Origin of the sequence: Bacillus sp. B1(2022) (assembly GCF_040259625.1) — a bacterium.
Taxonomy (GTDB): Bacteria; Bacillota; Bacilli; order Bacillales; family Bacillaceae; genus Bacillus; species Bacillus velezensis.
This window is the reverse complement of the sequence record NZ_JANIFO010000002.1, coordinates 58,105-72,836: the sequence shown is the minus strand read 5'-3', so window position 1 is coordinate 72,836 and position 14,732 is coordinate 58,105. Positions and strand designations below refer to the sequence as shown.

18 protein-coding genes and 1 riboswitch are annotated in these 14,732 nt (G+C 47.1%); of the genes, 17 read left to right on the top strand and 1 reads right to left on the bottom strand.

Going from position 1 to position 14,732, the window contains the following annotated elements; all coding sequences use genetic code 11:
- Position 1 precedes the first annotated feature (1 nt).
- From sigF to lysA, 9 genes are all read left to right on the top strand, one after another.
- Positions 2–769 carry an RNA polymerase sporulation sigma factor SigF gene (gene sigF / locus NQS30_RS04185; protein ID WP_015240133.1) on the top strand — a complete coding sequence of 256 codons (768 nt, stop codon included), beginning with the start codon at positions 2–4 and terminating at the stop codon, positions 767–769.
- A 126-nt stretch (positions 770–895) separates the two neighbouring features.
- Positions 896–1,516, top strand: coding sequence for a stage V sporulation protein AA (locus tag NQS30_RS04180; RefSeq protein ID WP_007409412.1), 621 nt, complete (start codon positions 896–898; stop codon positions 1,514–1,516).
- The gene (locus NQS30_RS04175) at positions 1,506–1,931 is read left to right on the top strand and encodes a stage V sporulation protein AB (RefSeq protein ID WP_218791283.1); all 426 of its coding nucleotides are present in this window, start codon (positions 1,506–1,508) and stop codon (positions 1,929–1,931) included. The genes NQS30_RS04180 and NQS30_RS04175 overlap by 11 nt, the downstream gene beginning before the upstream one ends.
- Before the next feature lie 12 nt (positions 1,932–1,943).
- Positions 1,944–2,396 carry a stage V sporulation protein AC gene (spoVAC, locus tag NQS30_RS04170; protein WP_003153353.1) on the top strand — a complete coding sequence of 151 codons (453 nt, stop codon included), beginning with the start codon at positions 1,944–1,946 and terminating at the stop codon, positions 2,394–2,396.
- Positions 2,397–2,407: 11 nt separating this feature from the next.
- Positions 2,408–3,424, top strand: coding sequence for a stage V sporulation protein AD (gene spoVAD, locus NQS30_RS04165; RefSeq protein ID WP_218791282.1), 1,017 nt, complete (start codon positions 2,408–2,410; stop codon positions 3,422–3,424).
- Complete coding sequence (spoVAE, locus tag NQS30_RS04160; RefSeq protein WP_015240131.1) at positions 3,425–3,775, top strand: stage V sporulation protein AE; 351 nt, start codon at positions 3,425–3,427, stop codon at positions 3,773–3,775.
- Positions 3,776–3,778: 3 nt separating this feature from the next.
- A complete protein-coding gene (gene spoVAEA, locus NQS30_RS04155; protein WP_025284950.1) occupies positions 3,779–4,387 on the top strand; it encodes a stage V sporulation protein SpoVABEA in 609 nt (202 codons plus the stop codon).
- Positions 4,341–5,822 carry a spore germination protein gene (locus NQS30_RS04150; RefSeq protein ID WP_007409417.1) on the top strand — a complete coding sequence of 494 codons (1,482 nt, stop codon included), beginning with the start codon at positions 4,341–4,343 and terminating at the stop codon, positions 5,820–5,822. Before spoVAEA ends, NQS30_RS04150 begins: the two co-directional genes overlap by 47 nt.
- A gap of 124 nt (positions 5,823–5,946) precedes the next feature.
- Positions 5,947–7,266 (top strand): diaminopimelate decarboxylase, encoded by a 1,320-nt coding sequence (gene lysA / locus NQS30_RS04145; RefSeq protein ID WP_012117893.1) that lies wholly within the window; start codon positions 5,947–5,949, stop codon positions 7,264–7,266.
- Positions 7,267–7,310: 44 nt separating this feature from the next.
- Here lysA and NQS30_RS04140 read toward each other — a convergent pair whose 3' ends face one another.
- Positions 7,311–8,210: a DUF1002 domain-containing protein gene (locus tag NQS30_RS04140; protein WP_218791281.1), complete on the bottom strand. Its 900-nt coding sequence runs from the start codon at positions 8,208–8,210 to the stop codon at positions 7,311–7,313.
- Positions 8,211–8,494: 284 nt separating this feature from the next.
- Here NQS30_RS04140 and NQS30_RS04135 point away from each other — a divergent pair, with 284 nt between their 5' ends.
- The 8 genes from NQS30_RS04135 to ribH all read left to right on the top strand — a co-directional run bounded on the left by NQS30_RS04135 (position 8,495) and on the right by ribH (position 14,664).
- A complete protein-coding gene (locus tag NQS30_RS04135; protein ID WP_003153363.1) occupies positions 8,495–8,926 on the top strand; it encodes a peptidylprolyl isomerase in 432 nt (143 codons plus the stop codon).
- A gap of 149 nt (positions 8,927–9,075) precedes the next feature.
- On the top strand, positions 9,076–9,567 hold the full coding sequence (locus NQS30_RS04130; protein WP_052827617.1) for a CcdC protein domain-containing protein: 492 nt from the start codon (positions 9,076–9,078) through the stop codon (positions 9,565–9,567).
- Between the two features lie 80 nt (positions 9,568–9,647).
- The gene (lepB, locus tag NQS30_RS04125) at positions 9,648–10,223 is read left to right on the top strand and encodes a signal peptidase I (RefSeq protein WP_032861567.1); all 576 of its coding nucleotides are present in this window, start codon (positions 9,648–9,650) and stop codon (positions 10,221–10,223) included.
- A gap of 247 nt (positions 10,224–10,470) precedes the next feature.
- Entirely contained in the window at positions 10,471–10,815 is a 345-nt protein-coding gene (locus tag NQS30_RS04120; protein WP_007409423.1) for a hypothetical protein, read from the top strand.
- A 119-nt stretch (positions 10,816–10,934) separates the two neighbouring features.
- A riboswitch (FMN riboswitch) is annotated at positions 10,935–11,081 on the top strand.
- A 131-nt stretch (positions 11,082–11,212) separates the two neighbouring features.
- Complete coding sequence (gene ribD / locus NQS30_RS04115; RefSeq protein WP_015240125.1) at positions 11,213–12,328, top strand: bifunctional diaminohydroxyphosphoribosylaminopyrimidine deaminase/5-amino-6-(5-phosphoribosylamino)uracil reductase RibD; 1,116 nt, start codon at positions 11,213–11,215, stop codon at positions 12,326–12,328.
- Positions 12,309–12,956, top strand: coding sequence for a riboflavin synthase (gene ribE / locus NQS30_RS04110; RefSeq protein ID WP_007409425.1), 648 nt, complete (start codon positions 12,309–12,311; stop codon positions 12,954–12,956). Before ribD ends, ribE begins: the two co-directional genes overlap by 20 nt.
- 14 nt (positions 12,957–12,970) lie before the next feature.
- The gene (locus NQS30_RS04105) at positions 12,971–14,167 is read left to right on the top strand and encodes a bifunctional 3,4-dihydroxy-2-butanone-4-phosphate synthase/GTP cyclohydrolase II (protein WP_015240124.1); all 1,197 of its coding nucleotides are present in this window, start codon (positions 12,971–12,973) and stop codon (positions 14,165–14,167) included.
- Positions 14,168–14,199: 32 nt separating this feature from the next.
- The gene (gene ribH / locus NQS30_RS04100) at positions 14,200–14,664 is read left to right on the top strand and encodes a 6,7-dimethyl-8-ribityllumazine synthase (protein WP_015240123.1); all 465 of its coding nucleotides are present in this window, start codon (positions 14,200–14,202) and stop codon (positions 14,662–14,664) included.
- The last annotated feature ends 68 nt before the right edge of the window (positions 14,665–14,732 follow it).

Genomic DNA, 14,732 nt, shown 5'->3' with positions numbered 1-14,732 from the left:
TATGGATGTGGAGGTTAAGAAAAACACCAAAAACGCGCAGCTCAAGGACCATGAAGTCAAAGAATTAATCAAAAAGAGCCAAGAGGGCGACCAGCAGGCAAGAGACCTCCTCATAGAAAAAAACATGCGTCTTGTGTGGTCCGTCGTTCAAAGGTTCTTAAACAGAGGCTATGAGCCGGACGATCTGTTTCAGATCGGCTGTATCGGATTGTTAAAATCCGTTGATAAATTCGATTTGTCCTATGATGTCCGTTTTTCAACTTATGCCGTGCCGATGATTATCGGAGAAATCCAGCGCTTCATCCGCGATGACGGAACCGTCAAAGTATCAAGATCTTTAAAAGAGCTCGGCAATAAAATACGCCGGGCGAAAGATGAACTGTCAAAAACATACGGAAGAGTGCCGACCGTCCAGGAAATCGCGGACCATTTAGAAATTGATGCGGAGGATGTGGTGCTTGCGCAGGAAGCGGTGCGGGCGCCTTCATCCATTCATGAGACCGTGTATGAAAATGACGGGGACCCGATCACCCTGCTTGATCAGATCGCCGATCATTCAGAAGAGAAGTGGTTTGACAAAATCGCCCTCAAGGAAGCGATCAGTGATTTGGAAGAACGGGAAAAACTCATTGTCTATCTGAGATATTATAAAGATCAGACACAGTCGGAAGTAGCCGAACGGCTCGGGATTTCCCAAGTCCAGGTATCGAGGCTGGAGAAAAAAATATTAAAGCAGATTAAAGTGCAGATGGATCATACGGAAAGCTGACCTTTTACGGGCCGGCTTTTTTTATTTGTGCATCGGTGGTAATTTATGGTCTTTTGCCGCTGGTGAATGAGAACAAAAGTGAACCGCATACTACATATATAACCACCCGAAAGATGGTGATGCAAGATGGAAAGACGAATATTTCTCAGACTTCGCCACCGCGTGAAGGCTCATACCGGAGATATCATCACAATCGGCGATGCCGCGCAGATCGCGGGACAGCAAAAGCTGAAAAAAAAACTGTCGGCACTGCCGCTGTATAAGGTCACGAAAAAAGACAAAAATATCGTTGTGCTGGACATTATAAAAGTGCTGAAAACCATTCATACCGCTTTTCCCGCTCTTGATGTACAGACCGTCGGCGGCGCTGAAACGATAGTGGAAATCCATTACCAGAAAAAGCAGCTGTCAGCCGTTTTGTTCGTCGGTGTCTGGCTCCTGCTTTTTATCGGTTCATGTCTTGCCATTATGAATTTTCATGAAGATGTCAGTATGAGAGAAGTTCATATCGCCTTATATGAAATCATAACGGGCGAACGGAATGAATATCCGTATCTGCTTCAGATTCCGTACAGCATCGGCCTCGGTCTCGGTATGATCGTCTTTTTTAATCACATCTTCAAAAAACGCCTGAATGAAGAGCCAAGCCCGCTGGAAGTCGAGATGTTTAATTATCAGCTTGATCTCGATCATTATGTCGCAATGCACGAAAATGAAGAGACGATGAAAGATCTGCATGATCGTTAGCATTCTTTTCGTTATGTTTGTCGGGCTTGGCGGAGGGCTGACCGTGGGAGCGGGCTTTGTGGCTTTTTTAACCGTTATGGGAATCGTCCCCCGCCTTATGCAGCTGACAAAAACAATGCGCTTTGTACAGGCCTACGAAGGAGCTGTTATTTCAGGAGCTGTGTTCGGCGGCTGGGAAACCTTAAATATGAATCATTTTTTTTTATCTGAATGGCTGGCCGTTCCGGTCGGGCTTTTGGTCGGCATGTTTGTCGGCATGCTGGCCGCCGCGCTTACAGAAGTGCTGAATGTGCTTCCCATTCTTGCCAAACGGATCGGCTTCGGCAGCAAAATCATCATATTGCTGATGGCCATTGTGTTCGGTAAAATAGCCGGCTCTTTATTTCATTGGCTGTATTTTATCCATCATTCATAAGGAGGAACCGACGTGACAAACTTAAAAGAAAATTACAAAACAAAAGTGAAAGACTATCAGCCGAAACCGCCATATGTTTGGAATTGCGTCAAAGCCTTTCTGATCGGCGGTTTGATCTGTCTGATCGGGCAGGCTCTTCAAGACTTTTACATCCACTTTTTTAATTTTAATGAAAAAACAGCGGGCAACCCGACGGCCGCCACTCTTATTTTAATTTCCGCCCTTTTGACCGGATTCGGCATTTATGACAGACTCGGGCAATTTGCCGGAGCGGGTTCAGCCGTGCCGGTGACGGGTTTTGCAAACAGTATGACAAGCGCCGCTCTCGAACACAGAAGTGAAGGACTCGTGCTCGGGGTAGCGACAAACATGTTTAAATTGGCGGGAAACGTCATTGTATTCGGCGTCGTGGCAGCCTATATCGTAGGCCTGATACGGTTTGCTTGTGAAAAACTGTTTTCGTAGGAGGAGAAAAAATGAAATTGACCGGAAAGCAAACCTGGGTGTTTGAAAACCCGTTATTTGTAAATGCGGCGGGGACGGCAGCCGGACCGAAAGAAAAAGACGGCCCGCTCGGTTCGCTGTTTGATAAGACATACGATGAAATGCATTGCAATCAGAAAAACTGGGAAATGGCGGAACGTCAGTTAATGGAAGATGCCATCAACTCCGCTTTGCAAAAACAGAATTTGAAAAAGAGCGATATTGATTTGTTACTCGCGGGGGATCTTTTAAATCAAAATGTGACCGCCAACTACGTCGCCAGACATCTGAAAATTCCGTTCCTCTGTCTGTTCGGCGCCTGTTCGACATCAATGGAAACGATTGCCGTCGCATCCGCGCTCATTGACGGCGGTTTTGCGAACCGGGCGATCGCAGCCACGAGCAGCCATAACGCGACGGCAGAACGGCAATTCCGCAATCCGACGGAGTATGGCGGGCAAAAACCGGATACCGCCACTTCAACGGTCACGGGGGGCGGGGCGGTCATCATCAGCCAAAACCCTTCTGATATCAAGCTTACAAGCGCAACAGTGGGAAAAGTAAGCGACCTCGGAATAACAGATCCGTTCGATATGGGGTCCGCCATGGCGCCCGCTGCCGCCGACACAATCAAACAGCACCTGCAGGACTTAAACCGCACGGCGGATGATTATGATCTGATTTTAACGGGAGACCTTTCAGGCGTCGGCTCGCCGATCGTGAAAGATTTGCTCAAAGAAGAAGGCTATCCCGTGGGAACGAAACACGATGACTGCGGTCTTCTCATCTATACGCCGGACCAGCAGGTGTTTGCGGGCGGAAGCGGCTGCGCCTGCTCCGCGCTTGTTACGTACACACATATTTTTAATCAATTAAAAGCGGGGACTCTAAACAGGGTACTCGTTGTCGCGACAGGAGCGCTTTTGAGTCCGACAATGATCCAGCAGAAGGAAACCATTCCGACCATCGCGCACGGTGTGGTATTTGAGCGGGCGGGAGGTGCATCATAAATGGAATATCTGTTGGCTTTTGTTTGCGGGGGAATCATATGCATTATCGGTCAGCTGCTGCTTGACATTTTTAAACTGACACCCGCCCATGTGATGACAACTTTTGTCGTCATCGGCGCCTTGTTAGATGGGTTCGGAATTTATGACAAATTTATCGAATTCGCAGGCGCGGGCGCGACGGTTCCCATCGTCAGCTTCGGTCACAGCTTATTGCACGGCGCCATGCATCAAGCTCAAGAGCATGGATTTATCGGGATCGCCATGGGGATTTTTGAACTTACTTCCGCCGGTATATCTTCAGCGATTTTATTCGCATTTCTTGTAGCCGTTATTTTTAAACCGAAAGGATAATGCCTGATGACGAAACGGAAGGTCATTCTTGTGACAGACGGGGACGTATACGCCGCAAAAACAATTGAATACGCCGCGGAAAAAGCAGGCGGACGGTGTATTTCCCAATCAAAGGGCAATCCGTCAACGAGAAGCGGCCCCGAACTTGTTCAGCTGATTAAAGCCGCGCCGAATGACCCGGTGTTTGTCATGTTTGACGATTCAGGCCTGCAAGGGGAAGGGCCGGGCGAAACGGCGCTGAAATATGTCGCCTCACATCAGGACATTGAAGTGCTGGGGGTGATTGCGGTCGCTTCTAAGACCCATCAGGCTGAATGGACGAAAGTCGATGTCTCCATTGACCGTGATGGAGAAGTGACGGAGTTTGGCGTCGATAAAACCGGAATGAGAGAAATGGACGAGCACAGAATGAACGGAGATACGGTGTATTGTCTGGATAAATTGGACGTTCCCCTCATTGTGGGCATCGGCGACATAGGAAAGATGGGGAGAAAAGATGACATATCCAAAGGCTCGCCGATTACGATGAAGGCGGTCGAATTCATTTTAGAAAGGAGCGAAAGCCATGCCGGAAAAACCGGAAAACATGATCAAGGTGTACCGGGATCCTAGAAAAAATGAACAATTTTTTAAAGACCGCGTCGGTATGGGAACGAGCTATGATGTCGGCGTCCGCAAAGTTCGAGTATTAGACCGGGAAGTCCAGATTTACTTTGTCAACGGATTAACCGATACTTTGTTTATCATTCATTTAATGGAACAGCTCGTCGACGTCAATAATTATGACGAGAATGCGGATGAAGCGATTGACGTTGTTGAAAACAGGCTTGTCAATCAGCAGGTTCAAAAAGTCAAAACGCTCGACGAAGCAACGGATCAAGTGCTTTCCGGACTTGTGGCGGTTATCGTTGAAGACGCGGGCTTCGCCTTTATCGTTGACGTCAGAAGTTATCCCGGACGCACACCTGAAGAACCGGATACGGAAAAGGTCGTCCGCGGTGCAAGAGACGGTTTTATCGAAAATATCGTCATTAATACAGCATTGATCAGAAGACGAATCAGGGACGAAAGGCTCCGCGTCAAAATTACGAAAGTCGGCGAGCGCTCTAAGACCGATCTTGCGATTGTGTATATAGAAGACATCGCGGACCCGGACCTTGTCAGCATCGTCGAAAACGAAGTGAATGCGATTGACATTGACGGATTGACGATGGCTGATAAAACGGTGGAGGAATTCATCGTCAAACAAGGCTACAATCCGTTTCCGATGGTCAGATACACAGAGCGGCCGGATGTGGCAGCCAATCACATTTTGGAAGGGCACGTCATCATCGTCGTTGATACGTCACCGAGTGTTATCATAACGCCGACAACGATATTTCACCATGTTCAGCATGCGGAAGAATACAGGCAGGCGCCTTCAGTGGGCACATTTTTAAGATGGATCAGGTTTTTCGGTATTATTGCTTCAACCGTTCTGCTTCCGATTTGGTTCCTCTTTGTTCTCGAACCGTCTCTTCTGCCTGAAAGATTGGATTTTATCGGTTTAAATAAAAATACGCACATCCCGATCATTCTGCAAATCTTTTTGGCCGATTTGGGGATTGAGTTTCTCAGGATGGCCGCGATCCATACGCCGACCGCTTTATCCACCGCCATGGGTCTGATTGCGGCGGTGCTGATCGGTCAAATCGCCATAGCGGTGGGGCTGTTTTCAGCAGAAGTGATTCTGTACGTATCGATCGCCGCCATCGGATCATTTACCACGCCGAGCTATGAGCTCAGCCTCGCCAATAAAATGATACGCCTCATCTTAATGGTGCTCGTGGCCATTTTCCAAGTGAAAGGCTTTGTGATAGGTTTTACATTGCTGCTGATCATAATGGCGAATATCCGCTCGTTTCACACGCCGTATTTATGGCCGTTTTTACCGTTTAACGGCAAGGCGCTGTGGCAGGTGCTCGTCCGGACGACAGTGCCGGGAGCCAAAGTCAGACCGAGCATTGTTCACCCGAAAGACCGTCAAAGACAGCCAAGCGGTTCATAATCGCATTGAAACCGACAGAAGATTATGATATTGTATGTCTTAACTTATACGGGACTTGTATAAGGACAGCTCAAAAGAAGCTGTCCTTTTCACCCATATGCGGATCAGAAAGAGGGAATGAGCATTGTTCTTACATGGCACAAGCAGACAAAACAAACTAGGTCATTTGGAAATCGGAGGTGTGGACGCGCTGTATTTAGCGGAGCATTACGGCACGCCTCTTTATGTTTACGATGTGGCTTTAATACGTGAGCGCGCTAAAAGCTTTAAACAGGCATTCATTGACGCGGATTTAAAGGCGCAGGTCGCGTACGCGAGCAAGGCGTTTTCTTCTGTTGCGATGATACAGCTCGCTGAGCAGGAGGGGCTCTCACTGGACGTTGTATCCGGCGGAGAGCTGTTTACGGCGGTTGCGGCCGGTTTTCCGGCTGACAGGATTCACTTTCACGGCAATAACAAAAGCGAAGAAGAGTTGAAAATGGCGCTCGATCATCAAATCGGCTGCATTGTCGTTGATAATTTTTATGAAATATCCTTACTCGCGGAACTGTGCCGCAAATCAGGGCGCACAATGGATGTGCTTCTGCGGATCACTCCGGGGGTAGAGGCGCATACGCATGATTATATTACAACGGGACAGGAAGATTCCAAATTCGGTTTTGATCTGCATAACGGGCAAATAGAAAAGGCGATTGAACAAGTATTACAGTCAGACCATATCCGCCTTCTCGGCGTTCACTGCCACATCGGATCGCAAATTTTTGATACGGCGGGCTTTGTGCTGGCCGCAGAAAAAATCTTCGCAAAACTGAATGAATGGAGAGAATCATTCGGCTTTGTCTCTGAAGTGCTGAATTTAGGGGGCGGCTTTGGCATCCGCTACACGGAGGAGGATGAACCCCTTCATCCCGCCGTTTATGTGGAAAAAATTATCGAAGCGGTAAAAGAAAACGCAGCGCTGCACGCTTTTGACATTCCGGAGATCTGGATTGAACCGGGACGCTCGCTCGTCGGAGACGCCGGAACGACGCTTTATACCATCGGTTCGCAAAAAGAAGTGCCCGGCACCCGTAAATATGCAGCGGTTGACGGGGGCATGAGCGATAATATCCGTCCTGCGCTGTATCAGGCGAAATATGAAGCCGTATCGGCAAACAGAATCGGAGAACACCACGATAAAACGGTATCCATTGCGGGTAAGTGCTGTGAAAGCGGTGATATGCTCATTTGGGATATAGATCTTCCGGAAGTGAAAGAAGGCGATCTTCTCGCCGTTTTCTGCACGGGAGCATACGGATACAGCATGGCTAACAACTACAACCGCATTCCGCGTCCCGCCGTCGTTTTTGTGGAAGACGGCGAAGCGCATCTTGTCATTAGAAGGGAAACTTATGAAGACATTGTAAAACTGGATCTGCCGTTTAAGACGGGGGTCAAACAATAAATAAAAAAGAGACCGGAACAATGGCGTCCGGTCTCTTTTTGCATTCAGCTGTTAGAACTTGATCCGCTGTCTCCTGTAAATACAGACACGATCGCATTCCAAATCGAAGCGAAGAAATCAATGACTTTTTGAACAAAGCTTTTGCCTTCATCGGATTGAATGAACTTCGTGATTTTGTCTTTTGCCTTGTCAAGCTGGCTGCCGACTTGGCCCCAATCAATCTTGGCATTTTTCATTTTATTAAACAATGAAACGAGCTGGTCTTTTTGAGCGTCAGTCAGTGTAATGTTAAGGTTTGAAGCCGCATCATCGACCTTTTTCTCGATTCCTTCTTTTGTATCGGGCACACCGTTTTTCGCGAAATCATCTTTAATGTTTGCGATGAGCGCGGAGGCGTTTTTATCCCCGATTTTATCCCCGAGATTTGAAGTGGTGACAAGCTCTTGGTTGGCGACCTGTTTTACATCTTCTGAAATCGCTTTGTCTGATGAGACTTCATATGCCTTGATAATTCCCGTTAATGCTGCGGTGCCTGATACCTCAAACGGCGCCGTCACGTATACTTTCGCATCTTTCACTCCTGCTGTCATCAGGGCGTTTAAGTACATTTCATCCGTGATGGAATTGATATTATGGGTCTTAACGTCAAGCCCGGACCCTTTCTTTGCCACCGTGATGGATGATGAAGAGATGGCTCTTGTGCCGATTTGAGCATTCGATATATATTTTCCCAGATATTCATGTTCTTCTTTATTCGTGACCGTCACTTTTGTCGCGTTATCAGGGACACTTAATTCGTCAAGCACTTTCTGACGGTTTTCGTTTGACAGATCCGCCCCTAGTGTGACGATGACATCTCCGACTGCGGCATCGGCCAGGCTGATTTTCGGTATTGTACACAATACAACGGCCGCCGCCAGCAATCCAATCCACATTTTTTTCAAAGCGGTTAACCTCCTTCTTTTCACAAATGCCGTTTTGAAGCGGTTTGTGAGGACCTGCGTGAAGCAGTTCCGATACATAGACGGCTGTGAAGCTGTTCTGGTTTCATTTTCTTTCTGCGGAAGCGGGGAGATTCGTTTTCCGGTTGAAGGTGTGGTATAATAGCCGCGAAAAGAAGAGCAGAGGCCTCTTCCTTCAAAAGAATATCAAAAAGAAAGCCGGCTTACAATTGAAATTCATATTGAAGAAGGCTTTGACAAAAAACAATACGGAAGTAGGAATGAGAATGAAAACTGGTTACATCGAAATGGAAAACGGCAGCAGAATTGAATTTGAACTTTATCCGAATGAAGCGCCTAATACAGTCGCTAACTTTGAAAACCTGGCGAATACGGGCTTTTATGACGGCGTTATTTTCCACCGCGTGATTCCGGGCTTTGTCAGCCAAGGCGGAGATCCGACTGGGACAGGCATGGGCGGAAGCGGAAAAACGATCAAATGTGAAACAGAAGGCAATCCGCATAAACACGAAGCCGGTTCTTTATCAATGGCGCATGCCGGTAAAGACACGGGTTCAAGCCAATTCTTCATCGTACATGAGCCGCAGCCGCATTTAAACGGCGTTCATACTGTATTCGGAAAAGTGACAAGCGGTTTAGAGCATGCGAAAAACATGTCTAACGGAGACAAAATGAAAGAAATCCGTGTAGAAGGATAATGACGGAAAACCCGCCTTTTTCAGGCGGGTTTTTTTATGTATATGAAAATTCTCATGTGTAAATCATGAAGAAATACATATATGAATGATAGTAGTTCCTCTGGTATAGTGATAAAGACCGATTACAACAATGAAAAGAGGTAGAAACGTTGGTTCAATTGGCAACCGTTTTATTTGTCATTATCATTCTCGCACTTATAATTTGGTTCAGGGTGAAAAAGGGGAACAGGCCGATTAAAGGCGGCGGCTTCGGCATCATTCTCCCGCTTTTGATTATCGCCGTCATTTTTACATTCAGCATCAGCCAGCTCATGAATATCCCGGGAAAGCCGTTTCATTTTCCCGCTCTTTGGGAGCTCGCCATCGCCGGACTGTTAGGCGCGGTATTCGGCGTCATCATGCTGTCGCAAACCGCCTATGAAATCCGGGAAGACGGCTTTGTCTACTCCAAGCGGAATAAAAACTTTAAATATGTCATTATCGCGATTATTGCGATCCGTATCGTGCTCAGCCAATATTTCAAAAACATTGACGCGGCGGAATTCGCCGTTTTAACGATGGAACTTGCTTTTGTGTATTTGTGCATTTGGCGGATCGGAAGCTTCGTGAAATACCGTAAAATCAGCAGATCCAGCTTATAAAATGAAAAAAATGGATGAGGTGCGGGGCTTATTTGCCCTCTGTGCAGGGATTCATGGTAAAATAAAAACGACCATGGCTAATGGGAGGAAATCACTTGAAATCAGAAAAAGAAAAAACTTCTAAAAAAAGCGCCGTACTTGATTGGGCGAAAGCCATTATCATCGCTGTCGTTCTGGCACTGCTCATCCGAAACTTTTTATTTGCCCCTTATCTCGTTGATGGAAGATCAATGGATCCGACGCTGCATGACCGCGAGAGAATCTTTGTCAATATGACGGTCAAATACATAAGCGACTTCAAACGCGGCCAGATCGTCGTTCTGAACGGAGAAAACGAGCACTATGTCAAGCGGATTATCGGACTTCCCGGCGACACGGTACAAATGAAAAACGACCAGCTGTACATCAACGGCAAAAAAGTGTCCGAACCGTATTTAGCGGCAAATAAGCACAAGGCGAAGCAAGACGGCTATGACCGGCTGACAGAAGACTTCGGCCCGGTGAAGGTGCCGGACGACAAATATTTCGTCATGGGTGATAACCGCAGAGAATCTATGGACAGCCGCAACGGCCTCGGTCTTTTTACGAAAAAACAAATAGCGGGCACATCAAAATTCGTCTTCTTCCCGTTTAATGAAATTCGCAAGACGAAATAAACCGTACAGGCAGTTTTCTTCATGAGGAAAACTGCTTTTTTATATAAATTTATCTTTCCACCCTCAAAAACAGAACATAAATTCGTATATCTATTTAATAGATAGAAAGTTTTACAGATACATGAAACATCTTCCCTTTATGAAACGTTATATGAATAACTCACGCAGGGAAGAACGGTTTTCTATTCATGAAAAAAAGGAATATGACATAGTAATGAATAGATTGATACGGGCTGGAGGTAGAAAAATGGGAAGAATTAAAACAAAAGCAGCCATTTTACTTGTACTGCTGCTGTTATTAGCGGGCGGTTATATGGTCATAAACGATATTGAACTGAAAGACGTGCCGACTGCAATCGGACAAACCCTGTCCCAGGAAAAAGAAGAATATACAGTCAAAACATATAAAATTACGAAAATCGAAGGAACTGAGTACCACGGTACGGCAGAAAACGGCACAAAAATTATTTTTAACGGCGACAAGCTGAAGCAGGATCTCTCCGACGTGAAAAAGGGAGATAAGATTAAAGCGTATTTCAGCAAATCAAACCGGATTGACGGCTTATTGAAGGTCGTCAAAGTGAACGAATAAATAAAGGCGCCTTTTATGGGAAAAGGGCGCTTTTTATTTTTCTGAATAATTAGGTGCAAATTCATTGCGCCTGCCGCAAAGGATGTTATAATAGCGGATAAGGACAAAAAAATATTGATTGTATCCTTCGGGGCTGGGTGAAAATCCCGACCGGCGGTAATAAGGCGTTTTGCGCTTTACAGCCCGTGACCCGTATGCATCTGTATACGGTGGATTCAGTGAAAAGCTGAAGCCGACAGTGAAAGTCTGGATGGGAGAAGGATGAGAGAAGCTATGCAAAAAATAAACTTACTGTATAGTCTTATTTCCTATGGATTAAAACTGGCAAAGCCCCGAACTGTGTAAACATTCGGGGCTTTTTTGACGCCAAATTGCGTGGAAGAAGGGAGGGATAACGATGGAAGAATATTATATGAATACGGCAATAGAACTTGCCAGACGCGGTGAAGGACAGACACAGTCCAATCCTCTTGTCGGCGCTGTCGTCGTCAAAAACGGACAGATCGTCGGAATGGGCGCCCATTTGCAATACGGAGAAGCGCATGCCGAGGTTCACGCGATTCATATGGCCGGCAGACACGCAAAAGGCGCCGATTTGTATGTGACGCTGGAGCCTTGCAGCCATTACGGAAAAACACCGCCATGCGCCGAACTGATAATAAAGTCGGGGATAAAAAGGGTGTTCATCGCTGTGAAAGATCCGAATCCGCTTGTAGCCGGAAAAGGCATCGGAATGCTGGAAGCAGCGGGCATCGAAGTGAAAACCGGACTTCTCAGGCAGCAGGCAGAAGAGCTGAATAAAATGTTTCTTCACTTCATGCGGACCGGACTTCCGTATGTCACCTTGAAAGCGGCCGCGAGCCTTGACGGGAAAACAGCGACTGAAACCGGTGACAGCAAATGGATTACATCAGAGGCAGCAAGGCTTGATGCCCAGCAATACAGGAAATCGCATCAAAGCATTCTTGTCGGAGCAGGCACAGTCAAAGCCGATAATCCGAGCCTGACCTGCAGGCTTCCTGATGCGGTGAAGCAGCCGGTCAGAGTGATTCTCGATACAAAGCTGACCATTCCTGAAACGGCAAATGTGCTCACTGACGGCGCTGCGCCGACATGGATATTTACGGCCAAAGGTGCAGACGTGCAAAAGAAAGACCGGCTGACCGCACTCGGAATAAAAGTTATTCCGTTGGAAACAGACCGCATTCACGTCCCTGAGGTGCTCAGTATTCTCGCTGAAAACGGCATAATGTCCGTTTATGTGGAAGGCGGAGCATCCGTACACGGAAGTTTTGTCAAGGAAGGCTGTTTCCAAGAGCTTCATTTCTATTTCGCCCCTAAATTAATCGGAGGAACGCTTGCTCCCAGCTTGATCTCCGGTGAAGGTTTTCAATCAATGAAAGATGTCCCCCATTTACAATTCACACAAATCACCCAAATCGGGCCGGATATAAAACTGACGGCCATACCTAAAGATGGAAAGGATGGTGACGATGTTTACAGGAATCGTTGAAGAAACAGGCACGATCCAAGCAATCAAAAAGACAGGCCTTTCCATGGCATTAACCATCGCCGCTTCAAAAGTGACAAGTGATGTGAAGCTTGGCGACAGCATTGCGGTAAACGGCATCTGCCTGACCGTAACCGGATTTTCTGACAATCAATTTACGGTTGATGTCATGCCGGAAACAGTGAAAGCCACTTCGCTGAACGGCTTGTCAAAAGGCAGTAAAGTAAACCTGGAAAGAGCGATGTCCGCCAACGGACGGTTCGGCGGCCACTTTGTATCAGGGCATGTGGACGGAACGGCGGAAATTACGCGGATCGAGAAAAAAAGCAACGCGGTCTATTACGACTTAAAACTTTCGCCGGAATTGACAAAAACGCTCGTATTGAAAGGTTCAATTACGGTAGACGGCGTGAGCCTGACGATTTTCGGTTTATCAGACGAAAGCGTGACGGTATCCATCATTCCGCATACCATCTCAGAAACGATTTTTCAGACGAAAACAGTCGGATCGACCGTAAATATTGAGTGTGACATGATCGGCAAATACTTATACCGCTTTTTGCACAAAACAGAACAAACGAAAAGCAATCAAACTATCACGGAAGCCTTTTTAAGCGAGAACGGCTTTTAGAAAGGAAGATCAATATGTTTCATCCGATAGAAGAGGCGTTAGAGGCGCTGAAAAAAGGTGAAGTCATCATTGTTGTCGATGATGAAGACAGAGAAAACGAAGGAGACTTCGTAGCGCTGGCTGAGCATGCCACGCCGGAAGTGGTGAATTTTATGGCGACCCATGGGAGAGGCCTGATCTGCACGCCGCTGTCTGAAGACATCGCCGGCCGGCTGGATCTTCACCCGATGGTCGATCATAATACGGACTCACATGAGACCGCGTTTACGGTCAGTATTGACCACAGGCTGACAAAAACGGGCATCAGCGCGCAGGAACGATCCTTTACCATTCAGGCGCTGTTGAACGAAGAATCTGTGTCTGACGATTTTCAGCGTCCGGGCCACATTTTCCCCTTAATCGCAAAAAAAGGAGGCGTCCTGAAGCGGGCCGGCCATACGGAAGCAGCCGTTGACCTTGCAAAAGCCTGCGGATCTCAGGGAGCGGGCGTCATTTGTGAAATTATGAATGAAGACGGCACAATGGCCAGAGTGCCGGAGTTAGCCGAAATCGCCGAAAGCCACCAGCTGAAAATGATTACGATAAAAGACTTAATAGAGTACCGTTACAACATTACGACACTTGTGAACAGAGAAGTTGATATTACGCTGCCGACTGACTTCGGCACGTTTAGAGTTTACGGATATACAAACGAGGTTGACGGAAAAGAACATCTCGCCTTTGTCATGGGGGATGTCCCGTTTAACAGCGAACCCGTTCTTGTCAGAGTGCACTCAGAATGCCTGACGGGCGATGTGTTTGCATCCCATCGCTGTGATTGCGGACCTCAGCTTCATGCCGCGCTTGCGCAAATTGCTGAAGAAGGCCGCGGCGTTCTATTGTATTTGCGCCAGGAAGGCAGAGGAATCGGTTTAATCAATAAGCTGAAGGCGTACCGATTGCAGGAACAAGGGTACGACACGGTTGAAGCGAACGAAGCGCTCGGCTTTCTGCCTGATCTGCGCAACTACGGCATCGGCGCCCAGATTCTCCGCGACTTAGGGGTTCAGCATATGAAGCTTTTAACCAATAACCCCCGGAAGATCGCCGGCCTCGAAGGATACGGTCTCAGCATTTCAGAACGGGTGCCGCTTCAAATGGAAGCGAGTGAGCATAACAAGCAATATTTACAGACCAAAATGAAAAAACTTGGACATCTGCTTCATTTCTAAAAACAAATCTCACAAAAAAGGATGGATAACATATGAATATCATACAAGGAAACCTAGTAGGAACAGGACTTAAAATCGGAATCGTCGTCGGCAGATTTAATGAATTTATAACGAGCAAGCTGTTAAGCGGAGCGGAAGACACGTTGCTTCGCCACGGTGTAGAATCAAACGACATTGACATCGCTTGGGTGCCGGGAGCGTTTGAAATCCCGTTTGCGGCAAAGAAAATGGCGGAAACGAAAAAATACGATGCCGTCATTACGCTCGGCACGGTTATCAGAGGAGCGACAACGCATTATGACTATGTCTGCAATGAAGCGGCAAAAGGCATTGCCCAGGCGGGAACGGCGACGGGCGTCCCGGTTATCTTCGGCATCGTGACGACTGAAACCATTGAGCAGGCCATCGAACGAGCCGGAACAAAAGCCGGAAATAAGGGAGCGGATTGCGCGGTATCTGCCATTGAAATGGCAAACTTAAACCGTTCATTTGAATAATTTGTTGAAAAGCGTTTAAAACAGCGGCGAAAATGATATAATGTGAGGAAACGGATCGCCTTTATGTA

Bases quoted from the DNA above. Each gene is read 5' to 3' on its own strand.
- sigF (WP_015240133.1), top strand. From the start codon at position 2: ATGGATGTGGAGGTTAAGAAAAACACCAAAAACGCGCAGCTCAAGGAC.
- ribH (WP_015240123.1), top strand. From the start codon at position 14,200: ATGAATATCATACAAGGAAACCTAGTAGGAACAGGACTTAAAATCGGA.
- NQS30_RS04175 (WP_218791283.1), top strand. From the start codon at position 1,506: ATGATCGTTAGCATTCTTTTCGTTATGTTTGTCGGGCTTGGCGGAGGG.
- NQS30_RS04150 (WP_007409417.1), top strand. From the start codon at position 4,341: ATGCCGGAAAAACCGGAAAACATGATCAAGGTGTACCGGGATCCTAGA.
- lepB (WP_032861567.1), top strand. From the start codon at position 9,648: ATGGGAGGAAATCACTTGAAATCAGAAAAAGAAAAAACTTCTAAAAAA.
- ribE (WP_007409425.1), top strand. From the start codon at position 12,309: ATGTTTACAGGAATCGTTGAAGAAACAGGCACGATCCAAGCAATCAAA.
- NQS30_RS04120 (WP_007409423.1), top strand. From the start codon at position 10,471: ATGGGAAGAATTAAAACAAAAGCAGCCATTTTACTTGTACTGCTGCTG.
- spoVAE (WP_015240131.1), top strand. From the start codon at position 3,425: ATGGAATATCTGTTGGCTTTTGTTTGCGGGGGAATCATATGCATTATC.
- NQS30_RS04180 (WP_007409412.1), top strand. From the start codon at position 896: ATGGAAAGACGAATATTTCTCAGACTTCGCCACCGCGTGAAGGCTCAT.
- spoVAD (WP_218791282.1), top strand. From the start codon at position 2,408: ATGAAATTGACCGGAAAGCAAACCTGGGTGTTTGAAAACCCGTTATTT.
- NQS30_RS04135 (WP_003153363.1), top strand. From the start codon at position 8,495: ATGAAAACTGGTTACATCGAAATGGAAAACGGCAGCAGAATTGAATTT.
- NQS30_RS04105 (WP_015240124.1), top strand. From the start codon at position 12,971: ATGTTTCATCCGATAGAAGAGGCGTTAGAGGCGCTGAAAAAAGGTGAA.
- ribD (WP_015240125.1), top strand. From the start codon at position 11,213: ATGGAAGAATATTATATGAATACGGCAATAGAACTTGCCAGACGCGGT.